This is a genomic window from Pseudomonas sp. fls2-241-TYG-175 (genome assembly GCF_030209155.1).
Classification (GTDB): Bacteria; Pseudomonadota; Gammaproteobacteria; order Pseudomonadales; family Pseudomonadaceae; genus Aquipseudomonas; species Aquipseudomonas viridiflava.
In genome coordinates, this window is record NZ_JARVSO010000012.1 from 11876 (window position 1) to 37679 (window position 25804).

The following is a 25804-nucleotide window of genomic DNA, read 5'->3' on the forward strand; positions in this document are numbered from 1 at the left end:
CATGTCGTCAGACGTGGCAGTAGCACTCAAACCTTACGATTCTTCGCCTCGATCCACTGCGCCATGTACTTGGTGCTCTTGTGGTGATGATGCCGCAACATCGAACCGGTGAAGTTGGCCAGCCGATGGCCTGGCAGATCTCGGCGCAGGGTGTCGATGCGTTCCATCAGGCTGGCGCAGTGCTGTTCGTGGCGGTAACGCGCTTTCAAGAGTGCCCAGCCAGCGGTCTGTGCTTCTGACCACAGCGCTCGACTCTGATACAGGCGGACCGCAGCATCAGCGATCTGCACCGGGTCGGTCTCGATCATTCCGGGCCATGGCAGTCCGCCGCTCATGGCCTCGGCACCGATCGGTGTCGTGACCGATGGTGTCCCGCACAGCATGGCGTCGATGAGCTTGCCTTTGATACCCGCACCGAAGCGCAAGGGTGCCAGGCATACACGTGCGCTGGACATGACCTGAAGCGCATCCTCGGCCCAGTTCATGATGTGGAAACCTTGCGCCCCGTTGTGCAACGCCGTCGCCTTGGGCGGTGTGTAGGCACCGTAGATATGCAGTTGCGCCTGAGGAAGCTGCTGGCGAATCAGCGGCCAGATGGCGTTTTTCATCCAGAGCACCGCATCCCAGTTCGGGGCGTGGCGAAAGTTGCCGATACTCAGAAAGTGCGCACGCTGGTCGAACGGCCGGGCGGTCTGTGACGGCTCATCGAGCATCAGCGGGCACCAGTGCAGCAACGATGCAGGCATGCCGAATGATCTGGTCAGCAGATCGATTTCCACGTCCGAGGTCATCAGGTTCAGGTCGCATCGGTACAGCGACGCGATTTCACGCTGGGCCAGATCACCGCCAGCCATCAGGCTGAACAGCTCGGCATCGCACGGCTCGAATAAATCTGAAGGGGCGGTGCCGGACTCGTCGTTCAGCAGGTCTTTCAGCCGTAGATGGCGCGCGTGGCGCAGGCTCTGCAGGTCAGAGGTCTCCAGCACCCGCAATGCGTCGGGGCACTGCTGCTCGACACGCCAGCCGAACTGTTCCTCGATCATGAACTGATCGAACAGCACGACGTCGGGCTGAAGTTCGCCGACGAACGTATCGAAGCTACTGTTGTTGAGTTCGATGCGCACTTCGGCGATGCCCAGGCTGACCAGGTCGGCGCGGTGTTCGCCTTCTGTGGCAGGGCTGGCAAACGTGATCTGCCAGCCATGCTCAAGGAAACAGCGAATCAATTGCATCACATGGCCGCTGGCCGCAGAGGAGCGCGGCTCTGGCCAGACGTAACCGATAATCAGCAGGCGCTGGCTGGTGTTCTCGGCAGAAGGGGAAGGGCTGTCGGGTGCGTCGATATCAATGCTGGTCAAGAACGCTTTTTACCTTGTCGCGCAAATCATCGATGGAGAACGGCTTGCCGATCGAATGCATGCCCGCAGGCACTTCGATGTTTTCCGAGTAACCGCTGGCGAACAGCACCGGCAGTTCCGGGCGCAATGCTCTGGCTTTTTTGGCCAGCTCCGTGCCTTTCAGATCGGGCAGGCCCTGATCGGTCATCATCAGGTCGATGGTTCTTGTTTCATCCTTGATGATTTCAAGCGCCGTCATTGCATCTTCGGCTTCGAGCACGGTGTATTCCAGCTCTTCGAGAACGTCGACGATCAGCATGCGCACGATAGTGTCATCCTCGACCACAAGAATGGTGCTGGTTGCGTCCGGCATGATTGACTCCTTAAAGCCTGAAGATAAAGGTGGTGCAAAGAGCGCAGAACGTTATGCGCCTTGCCGGACATTTCAAGGTCGGTGACCCTGACGTGCCCGCTATTAATACAGTCCCTGTATCAGTAAATAAAATGCATGCAGAAGTTCAATCTGTCGCGGTTCCACGCACACCAGCATAGCAATCTATGGCGTAAGAGCCATGCTTGCTGATGCGCAGGAGCTTATCGCCGATTTATGTGTGAAATTTCAATCCTCTATGTGAGAAATGAGAGTCTTTTTCACGGGTTTACGGCAAACTCTACGGTTTTGATCCAACCGTCAGGGATTTTTCATGAATCGGACGTCTGTTATCGATGAACAACGGTTCCGCAAACTGCTGGGACGTAACGTCGGCCTGCCTTTAGGCGTCGGCGTTTTAAGCGCAGTTTTCTTTATTCTGTTGATCAGCTATCTGTTGTCGGCCATTCAATGGGTCGAGCATACGGATCGGGTCATCAACAACACCAATCGCTCGATGAAGCTGTCCATCGACATGGAAACCGGCATGCGCGGTTTTCTGTTGACCGGCGATCAGCATTTTCTCGACCCTTATGAAGTGGCCAAGCCTTTGCTGACGGCGGAACTGCAAGGGCTTCAGGCATTGGTGGAAGACAATCCGACTCAGCTGGATCGTTTTCGCCGCCTGCTCACCCTGCAGGAAGAGTGGAATGTCTTTGCTCTTGAAATGATCAAGCTGCGCCGCGAAAACGGCGATTATCAGACGCCAGTCCTGGCCGGACGGGGCAAGCGCATCACCGACCAGATCCGTACCGAATACGATCAGGCCGTGGAGATGGAGCAGCAACTGCGCCTGAACCGCAATGCCGAGGTTACCCGCAGTACAGTCATGTCTGTCGCGCTGTACCTGGTCTTCGTCGTTATCGTCAGTGGCATCCTGGCGTGGGTCGGCCGTCGTGACCTGATGACGCTGTCCGACACTTACAGCGAGAACCTCAGGCAGCAGGAAATCAATGCTGAACGCTTGCAGAAGGTGGCGTGGCTGCGCAACGGGCAAAGCGAGCTGGCAGAGCATGTGTTGGGGCAACTGACCTTGGGCATGCTGGGCCGCAATATCCTGCAGTTTCTGGCCCGCTATCTGGGGGCTTCGGTGGCGGCGGTCTATGTGCGTCAGGAACACGGCGGCCTGGTCCGCGTGGCTTCTTATGGTTTTTCCCGCGAACAGGAAGAGCGTGACCAGACCATTCACAGTGACGAAGGTATCGTCGGCCAGGCGGCGCGACAGGATCGTGTCATCACTCTGAAAGACGTGCCCGTCGATTACTTCAAGGTCAGCTCCGGTCTGGGTGACGGCTCGCCACGCAGCGTGATCGTGGTGCCGACCAGCAACGACGATCAGGTCAACGGCGTGATCGAGCTGGGTTTTCTGCACGCGCTGACCGAACAGGATGTCGAATTCCTCGAACTGATCTCCGACAATATCGGCACCTCCATCGAGGCGGCGCGTTATCGCCAGCGTCTGCAGGAAGTGCTGGCCGAGACGCAACAGCTCAACGAAGAGCTGCAGGTGCAGCAGGAAGAGCTGCGTACGGCCAACGAAGAGCTCGAGGAGCAGTCGCGGATTCTCAAGGAGTCCCAGGCGCACCTGGAAACCCAGCAGGCCGAGCTTGAACAGACCAACGAACAGCTGGCCGAGCAGGGCCAGGCGCTGGCCGATCAGCGCGACGCGCTGGATCGCAATAATGAAGAGCTGAATCAGGCACAGGTGGAATTGCAGGCCCGCGCCGATGAGTTGCAGCGCTCCAGCAAATACAAGTCCGAGTTCCTGGCCAACATGTCCCACGAGCTGCGCACGCCGCTCAACAGTTCGCTGATTCTGGCCAAGCTGCTGGCCGAGAACCCGACCGAGAATCTGACTGCCGAGCAGGTCAAATTCGCCGAGTCGATCTATTCGGCGGGCAATGACCTGTTGAACCTGATCAACGACATTCTGGACATTTCCAAGGTCGAGGCCGGCAAGCTGGAGGTGCGGCCGGAAAACAGCAGCGTGTCGCGTCTGGTGGAGGGTTTGCGTGGCCTGTTCCAGCCATTGGCGACCGAGAAGCGTCTGCAGTTCACGGTCGAAATGCAGGCCGGTGCCCCGACCATGCTGTACACCGACCGGCAGCGACTGGAGCAGATTCTCAAGAACCTGCTGTCCAACGCCATCAAGTTCACCGAAACCGGCACCGTGAGCATGATCGTGTCGCGTCAGCCGGGTTCAGGCATCGCGTTCACGGTTCGTGACTCTGGCATCGGCATCGCTGAGGAACATCAGCAGAGCATCTTCGAAGCGTTCCGTCAGGCGGACGGCACGACGAACCGTCGCTACGGCGGCACCGGGCTGGGCCTGTCGATCTCCCGTGACCTGGCCGCGCTGCTGGGCGGTTCGATCAGCGTGACCAGTGCGCCGGGGCAGGGCAGCATCTTCACGCTGGTGTTGCCAGAGCAGTACGTCGAGCAATCCACCGAGGCGCAAGGCGCGAACATCGCTGCCGTGGTGTCGACGCCGGTCATGCCGGCGCTGACCGTTGCCAGACCTGTTGTCGAGCCGGTTGTCGTGCGGGACGAGGCAATTCCGGTCTTCGACGATGACCGTGACAAGGCGCCGTTCGACAAACGCTGCATTCTGGTCATCGAAGATGAAGTGCGGTTCGCGCAGATCCTTTTCGATCTCGCTCACGAGCTGGGCTACTACTGCCTGGTCGCCCACGCGGCCGATGACGGTTTCAATCTGGCCGCGCGCTTCACGCCGGACGCGATCCTGCTGGACATGCGCCTGCCGGACCACTCGGGCCTGACGGTTCTGCAGCGCCTCAAGGAACTGGCACCTACCCGGCACATTCCGGTGCACGTGATCTCGGTCGAAGACCGGCAGGAAGCGGCCTTGCACATGGGCGCCATCGGTTATGCGGTCAAGCCCACGACCCGCGAAGAACTCAAGGATGTGTTTGCCAAGCTGGAAGCCAAACTGACCCAGAAGGTCAAGCGCATCCTGTTGGTCGAAGACGATGCTTTGCAGCGTGACAGCATTGCGCGTCTGATCGGCGATGACGACATCGAGATCACGGCGGTAGGTTTCGCTCAGGAAGCGCTGGATCTGCTGCGCGACAATATCTACGACTGCATGATCATCGACCTCAAACTGCCTGACATGCTCGGTGACGAGTTGCTGAAGCGCATGTCTACCGAAGAAATTTGCTCATTCCCGCCGGTGATCGTCTACACAGGGCGCAACATGACCCGTGATGAAGAAGCCGAGCTGATGAAGTATTCGCGCTCGATCATCATCAAGGGCGCGCGCTCGCCGGAACGTCTGCTCGATGAAGTGACGCTGTTCCTGCACAAGGTCGAGTCCCAGCTTTCCAATGAGCGTCAGAAGATGCTCAAGACCGCCCGCAGCCGCGACAAGGTGTTCGAGGCGCGCAAGATTCTGGTGGTGGATGACGATGTGCGTAACATCTTCGCGCTGACCAGTGCGCTGGAGCACAAGGGCGCGGTGGTCGAGATCGCGCGTAACGGGCTTGAGGCGATTGCAAAACTCAATGAAGTCGAAGACATCGATCTGGTGCTGATGGACGTGATGATGCCGGAGATGGATGGCTATGAGGCGACCATCGAGATCCGCAAGGATCCGCGCTGGCGCAAGCTGCCGATCATTGCGGTGACGGCCAAGGCGATGAAGGATGATCAGGAACGGTGCCTGCAAGCAGGTTCCAACGATTACCTGGCCAAGCCTATCGATCTGGATCGATTGTTCTCGTTGATTCGCGTGTGGCTGCCAAAAATGGAACGTATTTGAATGCGCACGGCCAAACCGGTCTTCGTTCACACTTTCGGGTTCGTCCATGCACCTTGATCGCAATGCCGAGATCGAGTTGAGGCTGCTCATCGAGGCGATCTACCTCAAGTACAGCTACGACTTTCGGGATTATTCCGGCGCTTCGGTCAAGCGTCGTGTGGCGCATGCGTTGCGCCAGTTCGATTGCAGCACGATCTCCGCATTGCAGGAGCGGGTGCTGCATGACCCGGCTGCGTTCATGCAGTTGCTGCAGATCCTCACCATTCCCGTGAGCGAGATGTTTCGTGATCCGTCGCACTTCCTGGCGATTCGTCAGGAAGTCGTGCCGCTTCTGCGCACCTATCCTTCCATCAAGGTATGGATCGCCGGCTGCAGCACAGGCGAAGAGGTGTACTCGATGGCCATCCTGCTGCGCGAGGAAGGGCTGCTGGAGCGCACAATCATCTACGCTACGGACATCAACCCCAGCTCGCTGGAGAAAGCCAAGCAGGGGATCTTCTCCATGGAAAACCTGCGCGCCTACACCGAGAACTATCGCAAGTCCGGTGGGCTGCGGGATTTCACCGAGTACTACACATCGGCCTACGATTACGCGATCTTCGACAAGACGTTGCGTGAAAACGTGACCTTCGCCGATCACAGTCTGGCGACAGATAGTGTATTCTCCGAGACCCAGTTTATTTCCTGTCGTAACGTGTTGATTTACTTCAATAAAAAACTGCAGGACAGGGCCTTCGGGCTGTTTCATGACTCGCTCTGCCATCGGGGGTTCCTGGCGTTGGGCAGCAAGGAAACGCTCGAGTTTTCAGCCTATGGCACTGCGTTCGAGACGCTGGTCAAGCCTGAGCGGATCTACCGTAAATCATGAAGACGACTTTTGCCGGGGCTTCAGCCGACGACGTTCTGCCGGTGGTGGATGCGATTGTGGTCGGTGCTTCGGCAGGCGGCGTCGAGGCGCTGCTGAGAATTTTCACTTGTCTGCGGCCGGGGTTCGGCTTGCCGATCCTGGTGGTGCTGCATTTGCCGGATGATCGTCGCAGTCAGTTGGCGCATGTGTTCCAGAGTCGCTTGCCGTTTCCCGTAAAGGAAGCCGACGACAAGGAAAGCATCAGGCCCGGCACGTTGTACTTTGCGCCGTCGGGTTATCACCTCTCTGTCGAGACTGACCGTACGTTGTCATTGAGTCAGGAAGACCGGGTTTTCTATTCAAGACCGAGCATCGACATTCTGTTCGACTCGGCCTCTGACGCCTACGGTGAGCGCCTGGCGGGCGTGCTACTGACCGGTGCCAACAACGACGGAGCGCAGGGATTGCTGCAGATCAAGCATTATAAAGGTTTCACGGTTATTCAGGACCCGCAGCAGGCCCAGGCGAGTACCATGCCCGAGGCCGCCCTGGCGCTGCATTCGCCGGATTACCTTCTGTCTTTGAACGAAATCGGCCCGTTGCTGGCCGAGCTGGAACGAATCGCATGCTAAATGAAGTCCAGGCAAAACTGCTGATCGTTGACGATCTGCCGGAGAACCTGCTGGCCCTCGAAGCGCTGATCAAGCGTGAGGACCGACTGGTGTTCAAGGCGCTGTCGGCCGACGAGGCGTTGTCGCTCCTGCTGCAGCATGAATTCGCGCTGGCCATCCTTGATGTGCAGATGCCGGGCATGAATGGCTTCGAGCTGGCCGAGCTGATGCGCAGCACTGAAAAGACCAAGAGCATTCCCATCGTGTTTGTCAGCGCTGCGGGTCGTGAGCTCAATTACGCGTTCAAGGGCTATGAGAGCGGCGCGGTGGACTTCCTGCACAAGCCGCTGGACATTCATGCGGTGAAGAGCAAGGTCAACGTGTTCGTCGACCTGTTCCGGCAGCGCAAGGCCATGAAGATGCAGGTCGAGGAGCTCGAACGCAGCCGCCAGGAGCAGGAAGCCCTGCTCAAGCGCCTGCAATCTACTCAGGGTGAGCTTGAGCACGCGATACGCATGCGCGATGACTTCATGTCGATCGTCTCCCACGAGGTGCGCACGCCGCTCAACGGCCTCATTCTGGAAACCCAGCTGCGCCAGCTGCACCTGGCCAAGGGCAACATGTCGGCGTTTACCCTGGACAAGCTGCGCGCCATGGTCGACCGAGACGAGCGTCAGATTCAGAGCCTGATACGACTGATCGAGGACATGCTGGACGTGTCGCGTATCCGTACGGGCAAGCTGTCGATCAGGCCAAGCCCGTTTGACTTGTGTGAACTGGTGACTCAACTGCTGGAAAGTTTCTCGGCCCAGATTGCGGCGGCGAACTCGAGTGTCACGCTGGCTGCCGAGGAGCCGGTCATCGGCGTGTGGGATGAGTTCAGGATCGAGCAGGTCATTGCCAACCTGCTGACCAATGCGCTGCGCTATGGCGCTCGCAAACCCATCGAAGTTCGCGTGTATTGCGAAGGCGGTCAGGCGAGCGTCGAGGTGCGCGATCAGGGCATCGGCATCACTCCTGAGAACCAGAAGCGTATTTTCCAGCAGTTCGAGCGCGTGTCGGCCAACCATGCCGTTGCAGGACTCGGACTGGGGCTGTTCATCTCCGAACAGATCGTCATGGCCCATGGCGGCCGGATCGAAGTGGAAAGCGAAGAGGGTAAGGGTTCGGTTTTTCGCGTCTGTCTGCCTCAGTAAAGCGGGCGGACCTTCAAAAACAGATGGCACTACGGAATTATCGTACTTCCGTCGCAACCTCCTCAGCGCGCCGTGGTCGTATTGGCAGCTATCTATAAGATCAAAGGCAGTTCAATGAGCGCTGATGCAGAAAACGTCGTACTTATCGTCGAAGATGAACCCCTGATCCTGATGCTGCTGGCTGATTACCTGTCGGGCGTGGGCTATCGCGTCCTGCAGGCCGAGAACGGTGAGCAGGCATTCGAGATTCTCGCCACCAAACCGCACCTGGACCTGATGATCACCGACTATCGCCTGCCTGGCGGTATTTCGGGCGTGCAGATTGCGGAGCCAGCGGTCAAGTTACGACCGGAACTGAAGGTCATCTTCATCAGCGGCTATCCCGCAGAGATCATTGATTCGGGCAGTCCGATTGCCGCCAAGGCCCCCATTCTGGCCAAGCCGTTCACCATGGAAACGCTGCAGTCGCAGATTCAGGATTTGCTGGCCTGATTGTTTGCTGAAATTCGTTTCTGCCTGGAGGGCTTAGGCCTTCTCGGAGGTACGACGGCAACGATGGGCTGCGCAGCGGCCCCAAGTCGCATCTGACACATCGCTTGCGTCGGTTTTGCTGCCGGTTCCCGGCAGATCGCGGGCAAGCGCGCTCCTACAGCTCGGTGTTTGCTGCGCTACAGCGCTCCGTCAAAGATGCGGTGAGCATTCCCACAGTCTGGTTTCTGCTGCGCGATGGCGAGAGAGGTCCGGGAGTCTGGATGGTGCGCAACAGACGGCTATCGGGCTTGAGCTTTATCAAGCCTCGATCATTTCCCGAACTTTGGACGTCAGGTGATCAAACGCGAAGGGTTTGGTGATCAGTTGCATGCCGGTGTCCAGGAATCCTGAGCGTGCAGCGGCATGCTCGGCGTAACCGGTGATGAACAACACCTTAAGCTCCGGCCGCAGTTGCCTTGCGATTTCCGCGAGCTGACGACCGTTCATGCCGGGAAGCCCGACATCGCTGATCAATAGGTCGATCCGCTGCCCTGACTCCAGTATCGGCACTGCGGACAGAGAGTCACCGGCCTCGATGAAGGCGTACCCCAGTTCACTGAGCACCTCGCTGACCAGCGCCCTGACGGCCGGGTCGTCTTCGACGATCAGCACGGTTTCGCCTTCTTTGGCATACACCGCATTGCTCTGGAAGCTTTGTTCGTCCTCGTCCTGATTGCCTTTGAAGCGCGGCAGGAACAGTTCCACGGTTGTGCCGCGACCGACTTCGCTCTTGATCGCCACATGGCCGTGAGACTGCTTGCTGAAGCCGTAGATCATGGACAGCCCGAGGCCTGTGCCCTGACCGATGGGTTTGGTCGTGAAAAACGGGTCAAATGCGCGGCTGATGACCGCTTCCGGCATGCCGCAGCCGTTGTCGGTGATGCTCAGGACGACGTAGTCGCCCGGCAGCAGGTTCTCATGAGCGTTGGTAAAGGACTTGTCCAGTTGACGGTTGTAAGTCTCTACCGTCAGCAGTCCGCCATCCGGCATCGCGTCGCGGGCGTTGAGTACCAGATTGAGGAGGGCGTTTTCCAACTGGTTGGGGTCTGCCTCGGCGGTCCACAGATCGCCGGCCAGCTGCATTTCCAGCTTGATGCTCTCGTTGACGCTGCGCTGAATCAGTTCGCCCATGGCGTTGATCAGATGGTTCATCTCTACCGGCTTGGAGTCCAGCGACTGACGGCGGGAGAACGCCAGCAGGCGATGGGTGAGGGCGGCTGCACGATTGGCTGAAGTGACGCCCAGGTCGATCAGGTTATCCAGGCCCTCGGTACGCCCGCGTGCCAGACGTCGCCTGATTAGCTCCAGGCTGCCAATGATGCCGGTCAGCATGTTGTTGAAGTCGTGGGCGATACCGCCGGTCAACTGTCCGACGGCTTCCATCTTCTGCGACTGGCGAAGCACTTCTTCCTTGTGGCGTAACTGCGAGGTGCGCTCTTCGACTTGCTGTTCCAGCGTTTCATTGAGGCGACGCAGTTGGGATTCGGCCTGTTTGCGCTCGGTGATGTCGGAGGTCACGCCGACCAGCGAGCTGACGCGGTCATTTTTGTCGCGGATGGCGCGGGCCCGCACGTCAACCCAGTTGAGCGACCCATCCGGCCAGACATTTCGGTATTCAATGATGAAATCAACGCCGGTATCCAGGCTGCGCTGAAGTGCGGACTGCATGCGCGGCTGGTCTTCAGGATAAACAACGCCCAGCCAGTCTTCGTAGGTGAAAGCCTGATGCTCTTCACGGCCGTAATGGCCTCGGGTGATCGCAGAGCAGGTGAGTTGCAGACGCTCGGACTCCAGCTCCCATGAGCCGAGGCGTCCGGCCTTGAGCGCATTTTGCAGACGTTTTTCGCTTTCCAGCAGGTCTTCCAGGCGTGCACGCGCTTCGTACTGACGTCGTCGCCCGCGTACCGCAGTTGCCACCAGGCTGACCAGCGTGACGGGATGGAAGGGGCGTTCCAGGAATGTGACATTGCCCAGCAGGCTGCCCATGCGCGCCGACGGATTCTGCTCAGGGCCGCCATGGTGGGTCAGCAGCACAATGGGCAGGTCCGACCAGGCAGGCTGCTGGCCCAGCAGGTCGAGCAGCGGCGTGATGTCAGCGGTACGGAGCGCCTCGTCGGCAACAATTGCAAGGCCGGCACCGGTTTCCAATTCCGCGACCAGCTCATTGAGGTCGCGTGCCACGATAGCCGGATAGCCGGCTTCCTTGAGAATCATCAGGGCAATCTGGCTGTCCCGTCCACGGGGCGCCAGTATGATCGCCCGTTCTGAAAGTTGCCCCGGAATACTCACAAGTCTTCGTCCGTCAACAGCGGTTTGCTCTCGCCCAGATAGGTAGGAACGCCGCGCAGTACACCCTGGAAGGCTTCCAGTGGCGCACCAATCTTCAAGCCTTTGCTACTGATCCGGTATTCGCGAATGGTTGATTCGTGCGTGCCGGTACGTTTCTTGATAATCGAAATGGCCCGGCGTACCTGGCCCAGCGCTTCGAAATAACGCAGCAGAATGACGCTGTCGGCCAGATAGGTGATGTCGACCGGCGAACGCATGTCGCCGACCAGTCCGTGCTGTGCGACGGTCATGAACGTCGAGGCGCCGCGGCGGTTCAGATACAGCAGCAGTTCATGCATGTGCAGAACCAGTGCGTTTTCTTCAGGCATGGACGCCTGATAGCCGTTGATACTGTCGATGACGACGGTCTTGATCTGCTTTTGATCGACTGCGCGCCTGACGCGATGGGAGAACTCGCCGGGCGACAGTTCGGCGGCGTCGATCTGCTCGATCAGCATGTTGCCGGTTTCCTGCAGTGCACGCAGATCGATGCCGATCTTCAGCATGCGCTCGAACAGCAGGCCCATCTCCTCGTCAAAGATGAACAGCCCGACTCGCTCACCCCGCGCAACTGCCTGTGCAGCAAAAACCATCGAGATAAGTGACTTGCCGGTGCCCGCAGGACCAAGAATCAATGTGCTGGAGCCGCCTTCGATGCCGCCGCCCAGCAAATCGTCCAGCTCCTGAATGCCGCTGCTGAATTGAGCGCGCGAATAGTCGGATCGATGTTCGGCAGCCACCAGCCTTGGAAAGACGTGGATACCATCTTCAGCAATAGTGAAGTCATGAAAGCCGCCACGGTACTTCTGGCCACGGTACTTGACGATCTTCAGGCGCCTGCGTTCTGCGCCGTAGGCAGGTGTCAATGATTCGAGCCGAATGACGCCGTGGGCCACGCTGTGCACGGTCTTGTCCAGCGCTTCGGTGGTCAGGTCGTCCAACAGCACGACAGTGGCGTCATAGCGAGCAAAGTAGTGCTTGATCGCCAGGATCTGACGGCGATAGCGCAACGAGCTTTGCGCCAGCAGGCGAATTTCCGAAAGGCTGTCGATGACCACGCGGGTCGGCTTTACGCGTTCGACCACTTCGAAAATCTGCCGTGTCGCTTCGCCCAGCTCCAGGTCGGAGGAGTACAGCAGGCTCTGATGGTGGTCAGCGTCCAGCAGGCTTTCTGGCGGCGTCAGCTCAAAAATCTTGATGTGCTCATCCAGCTCCCAGCCGTGGGAACGCGCGCCGTCGCGCAGCTCCCGTTCGGTCTCGGAAAGCGTGATATACAGCGAAGTTTCGCCCGCTTGGGCGCCTGCCAGCAGGAACTGCAGCGCTACGGTTGTCTTGCCGGTTCCGGGTTCTCCTTCGAGAAGGAAAACGTGACAGCGTGAAAGACCTCCCGAAAGGATGTCGTCCAGACCTTCAATGCCGGTTGCCGCTTTTGACGTATTCAAGTATCGCCCTCTGATGACTGACGGAGCAGTAGTAGTGTCACCCATTACTGGACATCATGGCACTACGACGGTTCAGACTATTTGGCGGCCAGCCTGGCCTGCACCCTTGCCACAAGGGCATATGGGTCCGGCAAATGTCACAACAGTCGCCTGACAGCAGTCGTGACTGGATTGTTATAGTCCAACGATGGAAATTCACCTGCCTGAGGATCAAGCCGTGCGCGACTACCAAACCTTTCTCGTTGAACTGAACGACAACATTGCCCATGTGCAGATCAATCGTGCTGACAAGATCAATGCCATGAGCGAGGCGTTCTGGACCGAGATCATCGAGATCTTCCAGTGGATCGAGCGTGAGGATGAGGTGCGGGTGGTGGTGCTCAGCGGCGCGGGCAAACATTTCTCGTCCGGTATCGACCTGAATATGCTCGCCTCGGTCGCCGGACAGCTTGGCAAGGATGCCGGGCGTAATGCGCGGGTACTCAGGCGCACCATCCTCGACATGCAGGCCTCGTTCACTGCCGTGGACACGTGTCGCAAGCCAGTTCTTGCGGCGATTCAGGGCTACTGTCTGGGCGGCGCAATCGATCTGGTGTCGGCGTGCGACATGCGCTACGCCGCCGCCGATGTGCAATTTGCGATCCGCGAAATCGACATGGGCATGGCGGCCGATGTCGGCACCCTGCAACGCCTGCCGCGAATCATCCCGGACGGCATCATGCGCGAGCTGGCCTACACGGGCCGTACGGTAGAAGCCGATGAGGCGCTGCGTATCGGCCTCATCAACCAGTGCTTTACCGATAAAGCTGCGTTGCTTGACGGCGTGATGGCCATCGCCCGACAGATTGCCGAGAAATCGCCGATTGCCATTGAAGGCACCAAACAGATGATCGGCTACATGCGTGACCACAGCGTGGACGATGGGCTTGAGCACGTTGCTATCTGGAACGCTGCCATGTTGCAATCAGCGGACCTGAAGCTGGCAATGGTTGCCCAGATGAGCAAGCAGAAGCCAGTTTTCGACAATTGAAGCGGTAGCACGCTTGCGTTCGAACAGAGGAGTTTTTCCATGACGCGCCCGGAGCGTTGGACGACCGCGGTACTGGATATCGAGGCCAGTGGCGGTTGGGCCGTGGTCCATGGTGACCAGGGATTTCTGCTGGACAGCAACGGGGTGATGTTCCCCAGAGCCTGGCTCAAGGGGCTGGATTTGCCGGTACAGAGCGAACACGGCATCGGTCATTTCGACGGCGAGGCTGTCTATCTGCTGGTGCTTGAACGGTCGGTAGCGGTCGAGGGCTGTTCGTGGCAGGGCCTGCGGCAGTTCATGCTGGAGGGTGACTTTGCCATCTTCGAAATGCTGGGTTACGCGGCGCAGATCAGCACCTGGGCCCGGGAACACCGTTTCTGCGGAGCCTGCGGCCGTCCGACGGTGCAGGTGCATGGCGAGCGTGCCATGTACTGCGAACATGACAACCTGCGGCTCTATCCGCGCATTTCACCTTCCATGATCGTGCTGATCACTCGCGGCGACGAGATCCTGCTGGCGCGGTCCCCACGCTTTGTGACGGGCGTTTACAGTACGCTGGCGGGGTTCGTCGAGCCCGGTGAGTCAGCCGAGGATTGTGTGCGTCGTGAGGTGATGGAAGAGGTGCAGGTGCGCATCAAAAACCTCAAATACATGGGCAGCCAGTGCTGGCCGTTTCCACATTCGATGATGCTGGGCTTTCATGCTGAATACGACAGCGGAGAGATTGTGCCTCAGGCCGATGAAATCGAAGACGCACGCTGGTTCCGGATCGATGACCTGCCACCCCTGCCTGCCAATCGTTCCATTGCGCGTTATCTGATCGAGGCCTATCTGGCCGAGCGATCAGGCGCCCCCGAACCAGTGTTGCCAGGCTAGGCGCACGGTCAGACCCAGTACCACAGTGATGAACACAGGGCGGATGAATTTCGCGCCGCCCTTGATCGCCGTTCCTGCACCGAAGTAGGCACCTAGCATCACCGCCAGGCCCATGCACAGGCCGATCACGTAATCCACCTGACCCGAGAGCATGAACACCGACAGCGCCACCGCATTGCTGACGAAGTTCATGCTGCGCGCCACGCCGCTGGCCTTGACCAGATCGACCGGATAGATCAGCAGTGTGCTGACCGTCCAGAAAGCGCCGGTTCCAGGGCCTGCGACGCCGTCGTAGAAGCCCAGACCCAGCCCCTGAGGCAGTTGCCATTTCTTCTTGATCGGGGCATCGCTGTCCAATGGCGCCTTGGGTGTGCCACCAAACAGCAGGTACAGGCCGCAGCCGAACACAATCACCGGCAGCATCTGGTTCAGCCATTCGGCGGGCAGGTAATGGGCAATCACTGCACCGATTGCAGCACCGACAGCCGTGCCGACAATGGCGTGAACCCACTGCTTGGGATCGAACAGCTTGCGCCGGTAGAACGTGAAGCTGGCAGTCGCCGAGCCGAAGGTCGAACTGAGCTTGTTGGTGCCCAGCACCAGATGAGGCGGCAGGCCCGCTGTCATCAGGGCTGGGGTGGTCAGCAGTCCGCCGCCGCCTGCGATGGCGTCGATGAATCCGGCAATGAAGGCAACGACCGCCAGAATGGCGAGGGTGGTCAGGTCGACGCTGAGTTCGAAAGGCATGGAGGGCGGCTTATTGGCAGAAGGGCAGAATGGCGGCGCATTCTAACCCTTTGCCGAATGTTGCAGGAAGCCTGTCAGATATCCGCGAGCGCGATCCAGCGTTGCTGCTCGGCGGCCAGGCGAATGGCCGCCGCCAGGCGTTCGATTTGCCAGGCTTCCTCGAAGTCCGGGCCACGGTTGCCTTGGCCGCACATCGACAGGATCAGCGCCTGAACCTCCAGCGCCTTGAGTTCGTTGTACCCCAGCTGGTGACCCGGCGCAGGGCAGAACGCGGCGTAACCGGGCAGTGAAGGGCCAGCCAGCAGTCGCTGGAAGCCGTCCCGGCCGGGCGCTCCGGCGCGGTACAGACGCAGCTCGTTGAGACGCTCCTGATCGAAGGCCAGTGTGCCTTTGGTGCCGCTGATCTCGAAGCTGAGATAATTCTTGTAGCCGTGCTTGAGCCAGCTGCTGCTGAAGGTCCCGCGTGCGCCATTGGCGAAGCGCAGCAGGGCATGGGTCTGGTCGTCGACGGCAATGTCGCGCAGTTCGTTGCTGCCCGCGCTGGCAGGACGTTGACGGTGAACGGTGCTGACATCGGCACATACCGCTTCGACATCGCCCAGCAGGTAGCGCGCCATGGCCAGCAGGTGGCTGCCCAGATCGGCCAGGGCTCCGCCTGCGTGCGCGGCTTCGCAGCGCCACGACCAGGGTGATTGCGCGTTGCCCATAAAGTCTTCACTGAATTCGCCCTGGAAGCTGACAATCTCGCCCAGTTCGCCAGCCTCGATCATTTCCCGGGCCAGGCCAATCATGGGGTTGTGCTGGTAGTTGTAACCCACCTGGGTCACGACGCCTGCGGCTCTGGCGCTGCGCCGCATCTGATCGGCCTGCGCGAGGCTCACTGCCAATGGTTTTTCGCAGTACACCGCCTTGCCTGCGGCAATGGCGGCCATGGCCATCGGGAAATGCAGATGGTTGGGCGTGGTGATCGCCACGATTTGTACGCTCGGATCATCGATCAATTGCTGCCAGTCGGCATGGCTGCGATCAAAACCCCAGGCCTGCGCACACTGCTCGGCGCGTACGCTGTCGGCATCGGCCAGCGCGGCGAGTCGAATGCGTGCGGGAAGATCAAGGGCCGCGTTGGCGTTGCCGAATGCCAGCGCGTGAGCACGGCCCATGAAACCGGTACCAATAAGACCGATACCGTATTCCGGAAGGGTGGAAGAAGTGGTTTCCCGCATGACATTCTCCAGAAAGGATTGTTGTTATGCGGAAAATATATTCCAAATAATTAATTAATGGAAAATATAATTCATATCGCAGCTTTGAGGTGGCCTCAGCGCTGGCTGATCAGGACAGGAAACCGCCATCCACGTTCAGCGCGACGCCAGTGGTGTAGCTGGAAGCCTCGCTGGCAAGGTACAAGACGGCTCCGGCCATTTCGCTGGGCGCTGCCACGCGCTTGAGCGGTATCTGCGCCAGCGCCATGTTCAGGATTGCATCGTTCTTGACCAGCGCCGAAGCGAATTTGGTGTCGGTCAGGCCGGGCAGCAGGGCATTGCAGCGGATGCCGAAGCCCGCGCATTCCTTGGCGAATACTTTGGTCATGTTGATCACTGCAGCCTTGGTCATCGAATAGACGCCCTGGAACGCGCCAGGTGATACCGCGTTGATCGACGCCACGTTGATGATGCTGCCGCCGCCGGTCTCGCGCATCAGCTTGCCGGCTTCCACCGACATGAAGAAATAGCCGCGAATGTTCACGTCCACGGTTTTCTGGAACGCGCTGAGGTCGGTGTCCAGCACGTTGCAGAACTGCGGGTTGGTGGCGGCATTGTTGACCAGAATGTCCAGGCGCCCGAACTGTTCCCGAATCTGCGCGAAGACGCTGCCGATCTGTTCCATTTCGCCGATATGACACGCGATTGCAGTGGCCTTGCCGCCATCTGCGATGATTGCGTCGGCGATGGCCTGACACCCCTCGATTTTGCGACTGGACACAATGACATGGGCGCCTTGCTGGGCCAGCAGGCGGGCAATGGCCTCGCCGATCCCGCGACTGGCGCCGGAAACGAAAGCGATTTTGCCGTCGAGGTCGAAGAGTTGGGTTCTGGACATGTCTTTTCCTTGTTCTGATGTCATCAAAGGCTGGATTTGGCAATTACATTAAGGCTCATCTGCTCCAGCAGCCTGTTCATGTGAATGAACTGTGCGAAGCGTTTGTCCTGCGTCTGGCCGTGATAGAACCGGTAATAGATCTGCTGCACGATACCGGCCAGACGAAACAGACCGTAGGTGTAATAGAAATCGAAGTTGTCGATCTGCATGCCGGCGCGTTCCGCGTAGTAATCCACGAATTGCTGGCGGGTCAACATGCCGGGCGCATGACTGGGCTGACGACGCATCAGTTGCACGGGCGCCGGGTCATCGGCCTGAATCCAGTAGGCGAGGGTGTTGCCTAGGTCCATCAGCGGATCGCCCAGGGTGGTCAGCTCCCAGTCCAGCACGCCGATGATGTGCATCGGGTTCTCCGGGTCGAGGATCACGTTATCGAAGCGGTAGTCGTTGTGCACGATGCTGGCAACCGGTGAGTCGGCTGGCATCTTCGCAGCCAGCCAGGCCTTGACCTGATCCCAGGCGGGCGCGTCGGGGGTCATGGCTTTCTCGTAGCGTTCGGTCCAGCCCAGAATCTGCCGCTGTACGTAGCCGTGGGGTTTGCCCAGATCGCCCAGGCCACAGGCCTGATAATCGACCCGGTGCAGGTCCACCAGCTTGTCGATGAAGCTCTTGCACAGGTCCTCGGTCTGCCTTGCGCCCAGACCCAGTGCGGGTGGCAGGTCCGAACGCAGGATGATGCCCTGGACGCGTTCCATCACATAGAACTCGGACCCGATGACCGATTCGTCGGTGCAGTGCAGGTAAGCCTGGGGGCAGTAGGGAAACGCATCCTTGAGTTGATTGAGGATGCGGTACTCGCGACCCATGTCGTGGGCCGAGCGCGCCTTGTGCCCGAAGGGCGGCCGACGCAGCACCAGTTCCCGTTCGGGGTACTGGATCAGGTAGGTGAGATTCGAGGCGCCGCCCGGAAACTGACTGATCAGCGGCGTGCCATGCAGCTCCGGCATGTGGTTTTTGAGATACGGATCGATGAGGGCGACGTCAAGTTCTTCGCCGCTACGGATGTCCGTGGACTGGTCGGTCAGCGCCATGCTTATCCCTTCTGCTTATTATGGTCAGCCAGAAACATTGACTAATCTAATGATAGGCGAGCCCGCAAACAACTGCCGGACCGCTTTATAGGCTAGCGTGTTGCCGGTCAATCAGCGGCCTTGATCACTGGACATGAACGGTCAGGCGAAAAAAAACCGAAGCCTGTCGGCTTCGGTTTCTTCGGATGCATCAAGCGTTGTCCTGGATTTATACCGGAAACAGCTCGCTCAGCTTCATCGCCAGCATCATGTCGCCTTCAGCGCGCAGCTTGCCGCCCATGAAAGCCTGCATGCCGTCGGTTTCGCCGCTGACAATGCCTTTGAGCGTTTGGCTGTCCATCACCAGCGTGACGTTGGCATCAGGGTTCTCGCCTTCCTGCAGGTCGCAGGTGCTGTCCTTGACGATCAGTGCGTAGTACTTGTCTTCGTCGGTGATATGGAAACCGAAGACCAGGTCCAGGCCGGCAGCGGCGCTTGGGTTGAACTTGGCTTGCATGGTTTTCACGGCGTCAGCTGTTGAGGTCATGTCTTGATCCTTTTATGGGGTCTGATGTTGGTGATTTCTGGCGCCCGACGAGCGCGCTTTTGGCCAGCTCAGCGATAGGTGATGAGCTCCGGCGCCTTCAGCAGTTGCAGGTGCGTATAACCGTTGAAGGAAGCCAGGGTCACTTCACTGCCTCTGAATCCGAGTTTGTGCAATGAAGTGTTGACGATGTGCCAGTTGAGTTCGAATGCCTGCTGCGCAGGCATGCCTGTAATCAGATGCAGCAGCGCGGTAATGGTGCCGCCGGAGGTGAACACGGCGATGCGCTCATTGGGCGCTGCGTTCTGGACGATCCGGTCCAGCCCGGCCTTTACCCTTGCGACGAAACCCAGCCAGCTCTGCAGGCCGAGGGTGTCGTGCTGACCACCGATCCAGCGACCGATAATCAGTGAAAACAGGCGCTGAAATTCGGCGCGATTGTTGGCGGCATCCCGCAGGATATCCAGCGCCTTCGGTTCTTGCGACAGCATGGCGGGGATCAGGGCACGCATGACGCCTTCGGCATCGAACTCGTCGAACGCGCTGTCGATTTCAAGCTCCGGCACATTCAGACCGGCTTCGCCGAACTGGGCCAGTGCATTGAGCGCGGTGTCTTTCTGACGACGCAGGTCGCCGGAGATGCAGCGATCGAAGCCAATACCGAGATCTGCGAGGTGTGCGCCGACAATCTGTGCCTGACGAATGCCCAGAGGCGACAGGACGTCGTAATCGTCTGCACCAAATGAGGCCTGGCCATGTCGTATCAGGTAGATGCTGCCCACGTCCGGTTCGTCTCGGTACGTTGAAGGTCTGGCGAGGTTATGAGGGATGCCGGGGAGCTGTCAATCAAAAAACATACGCTCGTTTGAAATCACTGTTTTAATGGCTTGTAACCCTTGCCGCTGGTGATCGTGAGGGGGCGTCGGTATGCTGGCGACATCGCGGCCCTTGATTGGTAAGGGCGCAATGCAAGTGAGGATTATCCGTGGAGTTCGTTGTCGATTACGCCAGTTTTCTGGCCAAGACAGTCACGCTGGTGGTTGCCATCATCGTGGTGCTGGTCGCCATTGCGTCCATGCGTGGCAAGGGACGTCGCAAAACCGCCGGACAATTGCAGGTCACACGCCTCAATGACTTCTACAAAGGTCTGCGCGAGCGTCTGGAGCAGTCGCTGCTGGGCAAGGATCGCCTCAAGGCGCTTCGCAAGGAGCAGGCCAGGGCGCTGAAGAAAGAGAAGAAGGACAAGGTCGAAGAGAAGGCCCGCGTCTACGTGCTGGACTTCGATGGGGATATCAAGGCCTCTGCCACCGAAAGCATGCGCCACGAGATCACGGCACTGCTGACCCTGGCCACCGACAAGGACGAAGTGGTGCTGCGTCTGGAAAGCGGCGGCGGTATGGTTCACAGCTATGGGCTGGCGTCTTCGCAGCTGGCCCGTATCCGTCAGGCAGGCATTCCGCTGACCATCTGCATCGACAAGGTCGCGGCAAGCGGCGGCTACATGATGGCCTGCATCGGCAACAAAATTATCAGCGCACCGTTTGCGATTCTCGGGTCGATTGGCGTTGTCGCTCAATTGCCCAACGTCAACCGTCTGCTGAAGAAACACGACATCGACTTTGAAGTGCTGACCGCGGGTGAATACAAACGCACGCTGACGGTGTTCGGCGAAAACACCGAGAAGGGCCGCGAGAAGTTTCAGCAGGACCTGGACATCACCCACGACCTGTTCAAGAACTTCGTCGCCAGCTACCGTCCTCAGCTGTCGATCGATGAAGTCGCTACCGGCGAAGTCTGGCTGGGCATGGCTGCGCTGGACAAGCAACTGGTGGATGAGCTCAAGACCAGTGACGAGTACCTGGCCGAGCGTGCCAAGGATGCCGACGTGTTCCATCTGCACTACGTACAGCGCAAGAGCCTGCAGGAGCGCATGGGCATGGCAGCGGCTGCATCGGCAGATGGTTTGGTTGCCAAGTGGTGGGGGCGGCTGACGCAGCAGCGGTTCTGGTGATCGTTGCTTCTCCGGTCAGAGCGATGGGCACGATCAGTAGAGGTCCTCACATGGATCGTTCCTCCGCTCCGTGCTCATCGTTATACACAAATCATCTGGCTATCCGGAGAGGCAGCCCCACTGATGTGCTTTTGTAGCGCGATGGTGAGAACACTGCAGAACGCGACGTGGGTGAAGGCTGAGTCCTGGCGCTGATTCGGGGGGCAATCGGCATGGATGCCGATTGAGCTGCACTGGGCCATGGATGGCCCATTTGCAGCGACCCCCGAATCAGTGTCAGGACGAAGGAACCCCGGCGAAGCCGGGGCCGGAACCGGAGCAGCGGGCTTTGCCTACTTTGGCCCCTCAAAGTAGGTCGCCGAGGGGCGAAAAGGTGACTTGAGCCATGCGCTCGGCTCACTGAATCCGCAGTCTGTGACATGTGTGACGCGGAGCGTCACGGGCGGCATACCCACGCAGAGCGTGGGCACGATCAGGGTTGAGGCAGACTTTTGTGTATAACGACGAGCGCTCCGCTTGGGAATGCCGCCCAAGACGCTCCGCGTCCGCTTCAGGATGCAGTGCAGAGCCGAGGCACGAACCCTTTGCAAGCCACAACTAAAAAGCCCGGACCTTCAATGAAGGCCCGGGCTTTTTTGTTTCAGCGGGTCAGCGCAATCAGCGGCGACGGAACAGAGGCAGTGGCTCGTCGGTCGCGGCCTGGTAGGTCACCGAGAAGTCCTTGAGGCCTTCCAGCGCTTCGTACGGGTCCTTGTCGGGACGTATGGCAAAGGCGTCGAAGCCGCAGCGGCGCATGTAGAACAACTGGTCGCGCAGCACGTCGCCGATGGCACGCAGCTCACCCTTGTAACCGTAACGGTCACGCAGCAGACGCGCGTTGGAGAAGTTGCGCCCGTCGGTGAACGCGGGGAAGTTCAGGGCGATGACCTGAAACTGATCGACGTCAGCGCCAATTTCCTCGGCTTCTTCGTCACTGTCCAGCCACACACCCAGACCGCCATCACGCGCCTTGAGCGCATGACCATGTTCGCGCCACAGCGACAACGGCACGATCAGGTCGTCACAGTTGGACAGGCTGTCGAAGGTCGTGTCCTTGGGCAACAGGTGCCAGGTCTCGTCGATGACTTCGTTGTTCTTAATGATTCGCTGCATAGACGCGCTCCTTGAAAGGGTCAATGCCGATACGCTGATAGGTGTCGATGAAACGCTCGTCTTCGTTGCGTTTCTCGACATACACGTCGATCAGCTTCTCGATGACATCCGGCATGGCGTCCTGAGCGAAGGACGGGCCGAGGATCTTGCCCAGGCTGGCATCGCGGCTGGCGCTGCCACCCAGCGAAACCTGATAGAACTCTTCACCTTTCTTGTCCACGCCCAGGATGCCGATATGGCCGACGTGGTGGTGACCGCAGGCGTTCATGCAGCCGGAAATGTTCAGGTCCAGTTCGCCGATGTCGAACAGGTAATCCAGATCATCGAAGCGGCGCTGGATCGATTCCGCAATCGGGATCGACTTGGCGTTGGCCAGCGAGCAGAAATCGCCGCCAGGGCAGCAGATGATGTCGGTCAGCAGGCCGATGTTCGGCGTGGCAAAGCCGTTTTCGCGCAGTTCGTTCCACAGCGTGAACAGTTCGGTCTGCTCGACGTCCGCCAGAATGATGTTCTGCTCGTGGGACGTACGCAGCTCGCCGAAGCTGTAGCGATCGGCCAGATCTGCAATAGCGTCCAGCTGCTTGTCGGTCACGTCACCCGGTGCAACACCGGTCGGCTTGAGCGACAGGGTCACGGCAACATAGCCAGGCTTCTTGTGTGCAAACACGTTGCGCTGGCGCCAGCGAGCGAAGCCAGGGTGCTGGGCATCCAGCGCGGCCAGTTCGGCGTGCTGATCGGCCAGAGCCTTGTATTGCGGGTCGACGAAGTGCTTCGAAACGCGCTCTACCTCGGCTTCGGTCAGTGTGGTCTGGCCGCCGCGCAGGTGAGTCATTTCCGCTTCGACTTTCTCGGCGAACACCTCAGGGGTCAGCGCCTTGACCAGAATCTTGATCCGCGCCTTGTACTTGTTGTCACGACGGCCATAGCGGTTGTACACACGCAGGATGGCGTCGAGGTAGCTCAACAGGTCCTGCCACGGCAGGAATTCATTGATAAAGGCACCGACCACGGGCGTACGGCCCAGACCGCCGCCGACCAGCACGCGGAAACCCAGCTCGCCGGCTTCGTTGCGCAGCGGCTCAAGGCCGATGTCATGCACTTCGATGGCCGCGCGGTCACCGCTCGAACCGTTGATCGCGATCTTGAACTTGCGCGGCAGGTAAGCGAATTCCGGGTGGAAAGTGGTCCACTGGCGAACGATTTCGCACCATGGACGCGGATCGACCAGTTCGTCTGCTGCGACACCGGCAAACTGATCGGTGGTCACGTTGCGCAGGCAGTTGCCGCTGGTCTGAATGGCGTGCATCTGCACGGTGGCCAGTTCGGCCAGAATGTCCGGCACATCTTCCAGCGCCGGCCAGTTGAACTGCACGTTCTGGCGGGTACTGATGTGGGCATAACCCTTGTCGAAATCGCGGGCGATCTTCGCCATCATGCGCGCTTGGCGCGAGGTCAGCTGGCCGTAAGGAACGGCCACGCGCAGCATCGGGGCGAAACGCTGGACATAGAGACCGTTTTGCAGGCGCAACGGTCGAAACTCTTCCTCGCTCAGTTCCCCGGCCAGGTAGCGTCGGGTCTGATCCCGGAACTGCTTGACGCGGTCCTCGATGATCCTCTGATCGTAATCGTCGTATACGTACATATAGGTCCTGTTCTCAGGCTTCGTAATGAAGCAGGGCCGCTGCGGTCGATTGCAAGCAGCCACTGCGTCATCTGATCAATTCTGCGCGCACGGTCGCGCACTCCCTACGGAGCGGAGGCGACGATAGCAGTTTGCAGATATCGATAAAAGTGATGTTTATATATATGCAAATCACTAAAAGCGATAAGCGTTGAAGGGGTTGAACATACCCTTGCTTGCCGTGTGGGCAACTGTCGACTTAACTGACGGTTATCACTGTCTGAACAGCCTGCTTCAGTCCTTTCATATGCAATCACCCATAAGACCGACAAGAGGCGATGCGATGAGCAAGCACCCCAAAACGACCAAGCCCGACAGCTCTGTGGATGCCTGGGCCATTCTCTTTATTATCCTGCTGGCCGTAGGTGCCGCCGTGTTCTGGGTCAGCGGGCGATAGCAGCGCCCGGAGAATTTGCTGCACACGCTCCAGAATCCGACCGTTGCCGCCGATAGATCTGCCATAGCGCGATCAATTCTGCGGTTCAGGGTCTGGGTATATGAAGGTGTTCGTGGTTCGTCTGGCGGTCCTGATGGGCTGGCTGTGGGCGGGTTCGGCGTGGGCAGCGACAGTGGTGTTTATCAGTCCCGGCACGGAGAGCGACGGGTATTGGCGCAGCTATGTCCGGGTCATGCAATCGGCAGCCCGCACCACCGACATGACGCTGACGGTGCTGTATTCCGACCGCGACACCCGCAAGTTGCTCGCCATGGCGCGCGAAACGCTGCAGGGCAAGGCACGTCCCGATTATCTGCTGTTCTCCAACGAGCTCAACGTCGCCCCGGAGATTCTGCGTTTGTCGCTGGGCAGTGGGGTCAAACTGTTTGCTGTGAATAACACCCTCACGGCGGATCAGATTCGTATCATCGGTGACCTTCCCAGGCGTTATCCCGACTTTATTGGCAGTCTGGTCGGCAATGACGAAGAGGGCGGTTACCTGACTGCCAAACGCCTTATCAGTCTTTATCCGCGTCAGCCGGGAGGCGGGACGGTGGAGATGCTGGCGTTTTCCGGCACCAACACCACGCCCGTCTCGTTGTATCGCGAACAGGGTCTGCGTCGTGCGCTTGCCGAGCACCCTGAAGTCCATCTGCGTCAGATCGTGCTCAGTGGCTGGTTGCGATATCGGGCGCTCGAGCAGGCGCGGGTTTTGTTCAACCGCTATCCGGACATTCGTCTGGTCTGGTCCGCCAATGAACAAATGGCCTTCGGCGCCATGGACGCGTTGCGCGAGCGGGGCGGCCAGCCAGGCAGGGACGTTCTGTTCAGTGCGATCAATGGCACCTCCATGTCACTGCAGGCGCAGTTGGATGGGCGTCTCAGTGTCGTCGCAACCGGGCACTTTACCCTTGGCGGCTGGGCGATCATCCTGTTGCACCGCTATGACACGGCTCATCGACAGACTCACCTGCAGGCCGGGGCGAGGACCGTCGAGGTGCTGCATCTGGTTGAACGGCAGGATGCCCAGCGTTTTCTGGAGGCCACCCGGAACGAAGGCTACCGGCTCGATCTACAGGCGTTCAACGTGAGCGCAACAGGTGAAGACTCGCCGTTTTCACTGAAAAACATGTTGCCGGACGCTCATTCCAGCGCCAGGTAAAGCACCAGTTGCACGATGCCAAACAGGATCGCAACGAAAATCACGGTGAACAACAACCCCAGCAGCAAAAAGTGCGCAGGCTTGCCATAGGTGAAATCACGCTCGCGATTCTTGCCGCTCTGCACGCCAAACGCGGCTGCCAGAACGCTGTGCAGCATCTGCCTGAACGTGGGTGCCTTGTTTTTGGAAGCGTCGTCGGATGGTTCGTCCATAACACTCACCTGCCAATGCCTGTTCAGCTTAGCCAAGGCAGCATTGCGGTGGTGAGCAGCTCGTCGCCGGATTGCCCGGCGCTCATCGTTATACACAAGTCGCAACGCGCATCTGGAGCGGGCACTATTTCGGCCGTGGGAGCGGACCGGGCGGCGTTCCGTTTGTCCGCGAAAGCTGGTACATCCGACGAAGATCCAGCGTCTGAAACGCAGTATTCGCGGACAAGTCCGCTCCCACTTTCGGTACCGCGTTCCTTCAGATCGATTTGTGTATAACGAT

General features: G+C 59.1%; 22 protein-coding genes. 9 read left to right on the top strand and 13 right to left on the bottom strand.

Annotated elements, in window-relative coordinates:
- Positions 1–26: 26 nt before the first annotated feature.
- Both QRN20_RS09970 and QRN20_RS09975 read right to left on the bottom strand, forming a co-directional pair.
- Entirely contained in the window at positions 27–1358 is a 1332-nt protein-coding gene (locus tag QRN20_RS09970; protein WP_029242354.1) for a glycosyltransferase, read from the bottom strand.
- Positions 1345–1710 (bottom strand): response regulator, encoded by a 366-nt coding sequence (locus QRN20_RS09975; RefSeq protein WP_025995690.1) that lies wholly within the window; start codon positions 1708–1710, stop codon positions 1345–1347. Before QRN20_RS09975 ends, QRN20_RS09970 begins: the two co-directional genes overlap by 14 nt.
- A gap of 331 nt (positions 1711–2041) precedes the next feature.
- Between QRN20_RS09975 and QRN20_RS09980 the strand changes: the two genes are divergently transcribed.
- The 5 genes from QRN20_RS09980 to QRN20_RS10000 all read left to right on the top strand — a co-directional run bounded on the left by QRN20_RS09980 (position 2042) and on the right by QRN20_RS10000 (position 8694).
- Complete coding sequence (locus QRN20_RS09980; protein ID WP_122428481.1) at positions 2042–5548, top strand: response regulator; 3507 nt, start codon at positions 2042–2044, stop codon at positions 5546–5548.
- A 46-nt stretch (positions 5549–5594) separates the two neighbouring features.
- Entirely contained in the window at positions 5595–6416 is an 822-nt protein-coding gene (locus QRN20_RS09985; RefSeq protein WP_029242352.1) for a CheR family methyltransferase, read from the top strand.
- Complete coding sequence (locus QRN20_RS09990; protein ID WP_004884915.1) at positions 6413–7027, top strand: chemotaxis protein CheB; 615 nt, start codon at positions 6413–6415, stop codon at positions 7025–7027. The genes QRN20_RS09985 and QRN20_RS09990 overlap by 4 nt, the downstream gene beginning before the upstream one ends.
- A complete protein-coding gene (locus tag QRN20_RS09995) occupies positions 7021–8202 on the top strand; it encodes a hybrid sensor histidine kinase/response regulator (protein ID WP_029242351.1) in 1182 nt (393 codons plus the stop codon). Before QRN20_RS09990 ends, QRN20_RS09995 begins: the two co-directional genes overlap by 7 nt.
- Positions 8203–8316: 114 nt before the next feature.
- Entirely contained in the window at positions 8317–8694 is a 378-nt protein-coding gene (locus QRN20_RS10000; protein WP_004884919.1) for a response regulator, read from the top strand.
- A gap of 297 nt (positions 8695–8991) precedes the next feature.
- On the opposite strand, the gene QRN20_RS10005 is transcribed toward QRN20_RS10000, so the two are convergent.
- A complete protein-coding gene (locus QRN20_RS10005) occupies positions 8992–11022 on the bottom strand; it encodes a response regulator (RefSeq protein ID WP_029242350.1) in 2031 nt (676 codons plus the stop codon).
- A complete protein-coding gene (locus QRN20_RS10010; protein ID WP_025995696.1) occupies positions 11019–12503 on the bottom strand; it encodes an ATPase domain-containing protein in 1485 nt (494 codons plus the stop codon). Before QRN20_RS10010 ends, QRN20_RS10005 begins: the two co-directional genes overlap by 4 nt.
- A gap of 187 nt (positions 12504–12690) precedes the next feature.
- Here QRN20_RS10010 and QRN20_RS10015 point away from each other — a divergent pair, with 187 nt between their 5' ends.
- Together QRN20_RS10015 and nudC are read left to right on the top strand one after the other, a co-directional pair.
- Entirely contained in the window at positions 12691–13533 is an 843-nt protein-coding gene (locus QRN20_RS10015; protein ID WP_502942117.1) for a crotonase/enoyl-CoA hydratase family protein, read from the top strand.
- 39 nt (positions 13534–13572) lie between these two features.
- Positions 13573–14409 carry an NAD(+) diphosphatase gene (gene nudC / locus QRN20_RS10020; RefSeq protein ID WP_004884927.1) on the top strand — a complete coding sequence of 279 codons (837 nt, stop codon included), beginning with the start codon at positions 13573–13575 and terminating at the stop codon, positions 14407–14409.
- Here nudC and QRN20_RS10025 read toward each other — a convergent pair.
- The 6 genes from QRN20_RS10025 to QRN20_RS10050 form a co-directional block, all read right to left on the bottom strand.
- Positions 14377–15156 (bottom strand): TSUP family transporter, encoded by a 780-nt coding sequence (locus QRN20_RS10025; RefSeq protein WP_029242347.1) that lies wholly within the window; start codon positions 15154–15156, stop codon positions 14377–14379. The genes nudC and QRN20_RS10025 overlap by 33 nt on opposite strands.
- Before the next feature lie 74 nt (positions 15157–15230).
- Positions 15231–16379: a Gfo/Idh/MocA family protein gene (locus QRN20_RS10030; protein ID WP_122501328.1), complete on the bottom strand. Its 1149-nt coding sequence runs from the start codon at positions 16377–16379 to the stop codon at positions 15231–15233.
- A 109-nt stretch (positions 16380–16488) separates the two neighbouring features.
- Positions 16489–17256, bottom strand: coding sequence for an SDR family oxidoreductase (locus tag QRN20_RS10035; protein ID WP_029242345.1), 768 nt, complete (start codon positions 17254–17256; stop codon positions 16489–16491).
- Between the two features lie 23 nt (positions 17257–17279).
- Positions 17280–18347 carry a phosphotransferase family protein gene (locus tag QRN20_RS10040; RefSeq protein WP_122501329.1) on the bottom strand — a complete coding sequence of 356 codons (1068 nt, stop codon included), beginning with the start codon at positions 18345–18347 and terminating at the stop codon, positions 17280–17282.
- A gap of 208 nt (positions 18348–18555) precedes the next feature.
- On the bottom strand, positions 18556–18873 hold the full coding sequence (locus QRN20_RS10045) for an SCP2 sterol-binding domain-containing protein (protein ID WP_004884937.1): 318 nt from the start codon (positions 18871–18873) through the stop codon (positions 18556–18558).
- Positions 18874–18941: 68 nt separating this feature from the next.
- Complete coding sequence (locus QRN20_RS10050; protein ID WP_122501330.1) at positions 18942–19652, bottom strand: histidine phosphatase family protein; 711 nt, start codon at positions 19650–19652, stop codon at positions 18942–18944.
- 203 nt (positions 19653–19855) lie between these two features.
- Here QRN20_RS10050 and sohB point away from each other — a divergent pair, with 203 nt between their 5' ends.
- A complete protein-coding gene (gene sohB, locus QRN20_RS10055; RefSeq protein WP_029242341.1) occupies positions 19856–20881 on the top strand; it encodes a protease SohB in 1026 nt (341 codons plus the stop codon).
- A gap of 657 nt (positions 20882–21538) precedes the next feature.
- On the opposite strand, the gene QRN20_RS10060 is transcribed toward sohB, so the two are convergent.
- Positions 21539–22033 carry a DUF934 domain-containing protein gene (locus QRN20_RS10060; protein ID WP_004884959.1) on the bottom strand — a complete coding sequence of 165 codons (495 nt, stop codon included), beginning with the start codon at positions 22031–22033 and terminating at the stop codon, positions 21539–21541.
- Positions 22017–23675, bottom strand: coding sequence for a nitrite/sulfite reductase (locus QRN20_RS10065; RefSeq protein WP_096767935.1), 1659 nt, complete (start codon positions 23673–23675; stop codon positions 22017–22019). The genes QRN20_RS10060 and QRN20_RS10065 overlap by 17 nt, the downstream gene beginning before the upstream one ends.
- Before the next feature lie 536 nt (positions 23676–24211).
- Between QRN20_RS10065 and QRN20_RS10070 the strand changes: the two genes are divergently transcribed.
- Positions 24212–25312 (top strand): ABC transporter substrate-binding protein, encoded by a 1101-nt coding sequence (locus QRN20_RS10070; protein WP_285360285.1) that lies wholly within the window; start codon positions 24212–24214, stop codon positions 25310–25312.
- Here QRN20_RS10070 and QRN20_RS10075 read toward each other — a convergent pair.
- Positions 25294–25524: a DUF2970 domain-containing protein gene (locus QRN20_RS10075; RefSeq protein ID WP_004884972.1), complete on the bottom strand. Its 231-nt coding sequence runs from the start codon at positions 25522–25524 to the stop codon at positions 25294–25296. The genes QRN20_RS10070 and QRN20_RS10075 overlap by 19 nt on opposite strands.
- Positions 25525–25804: the final 280 nt, after the last annotated feature.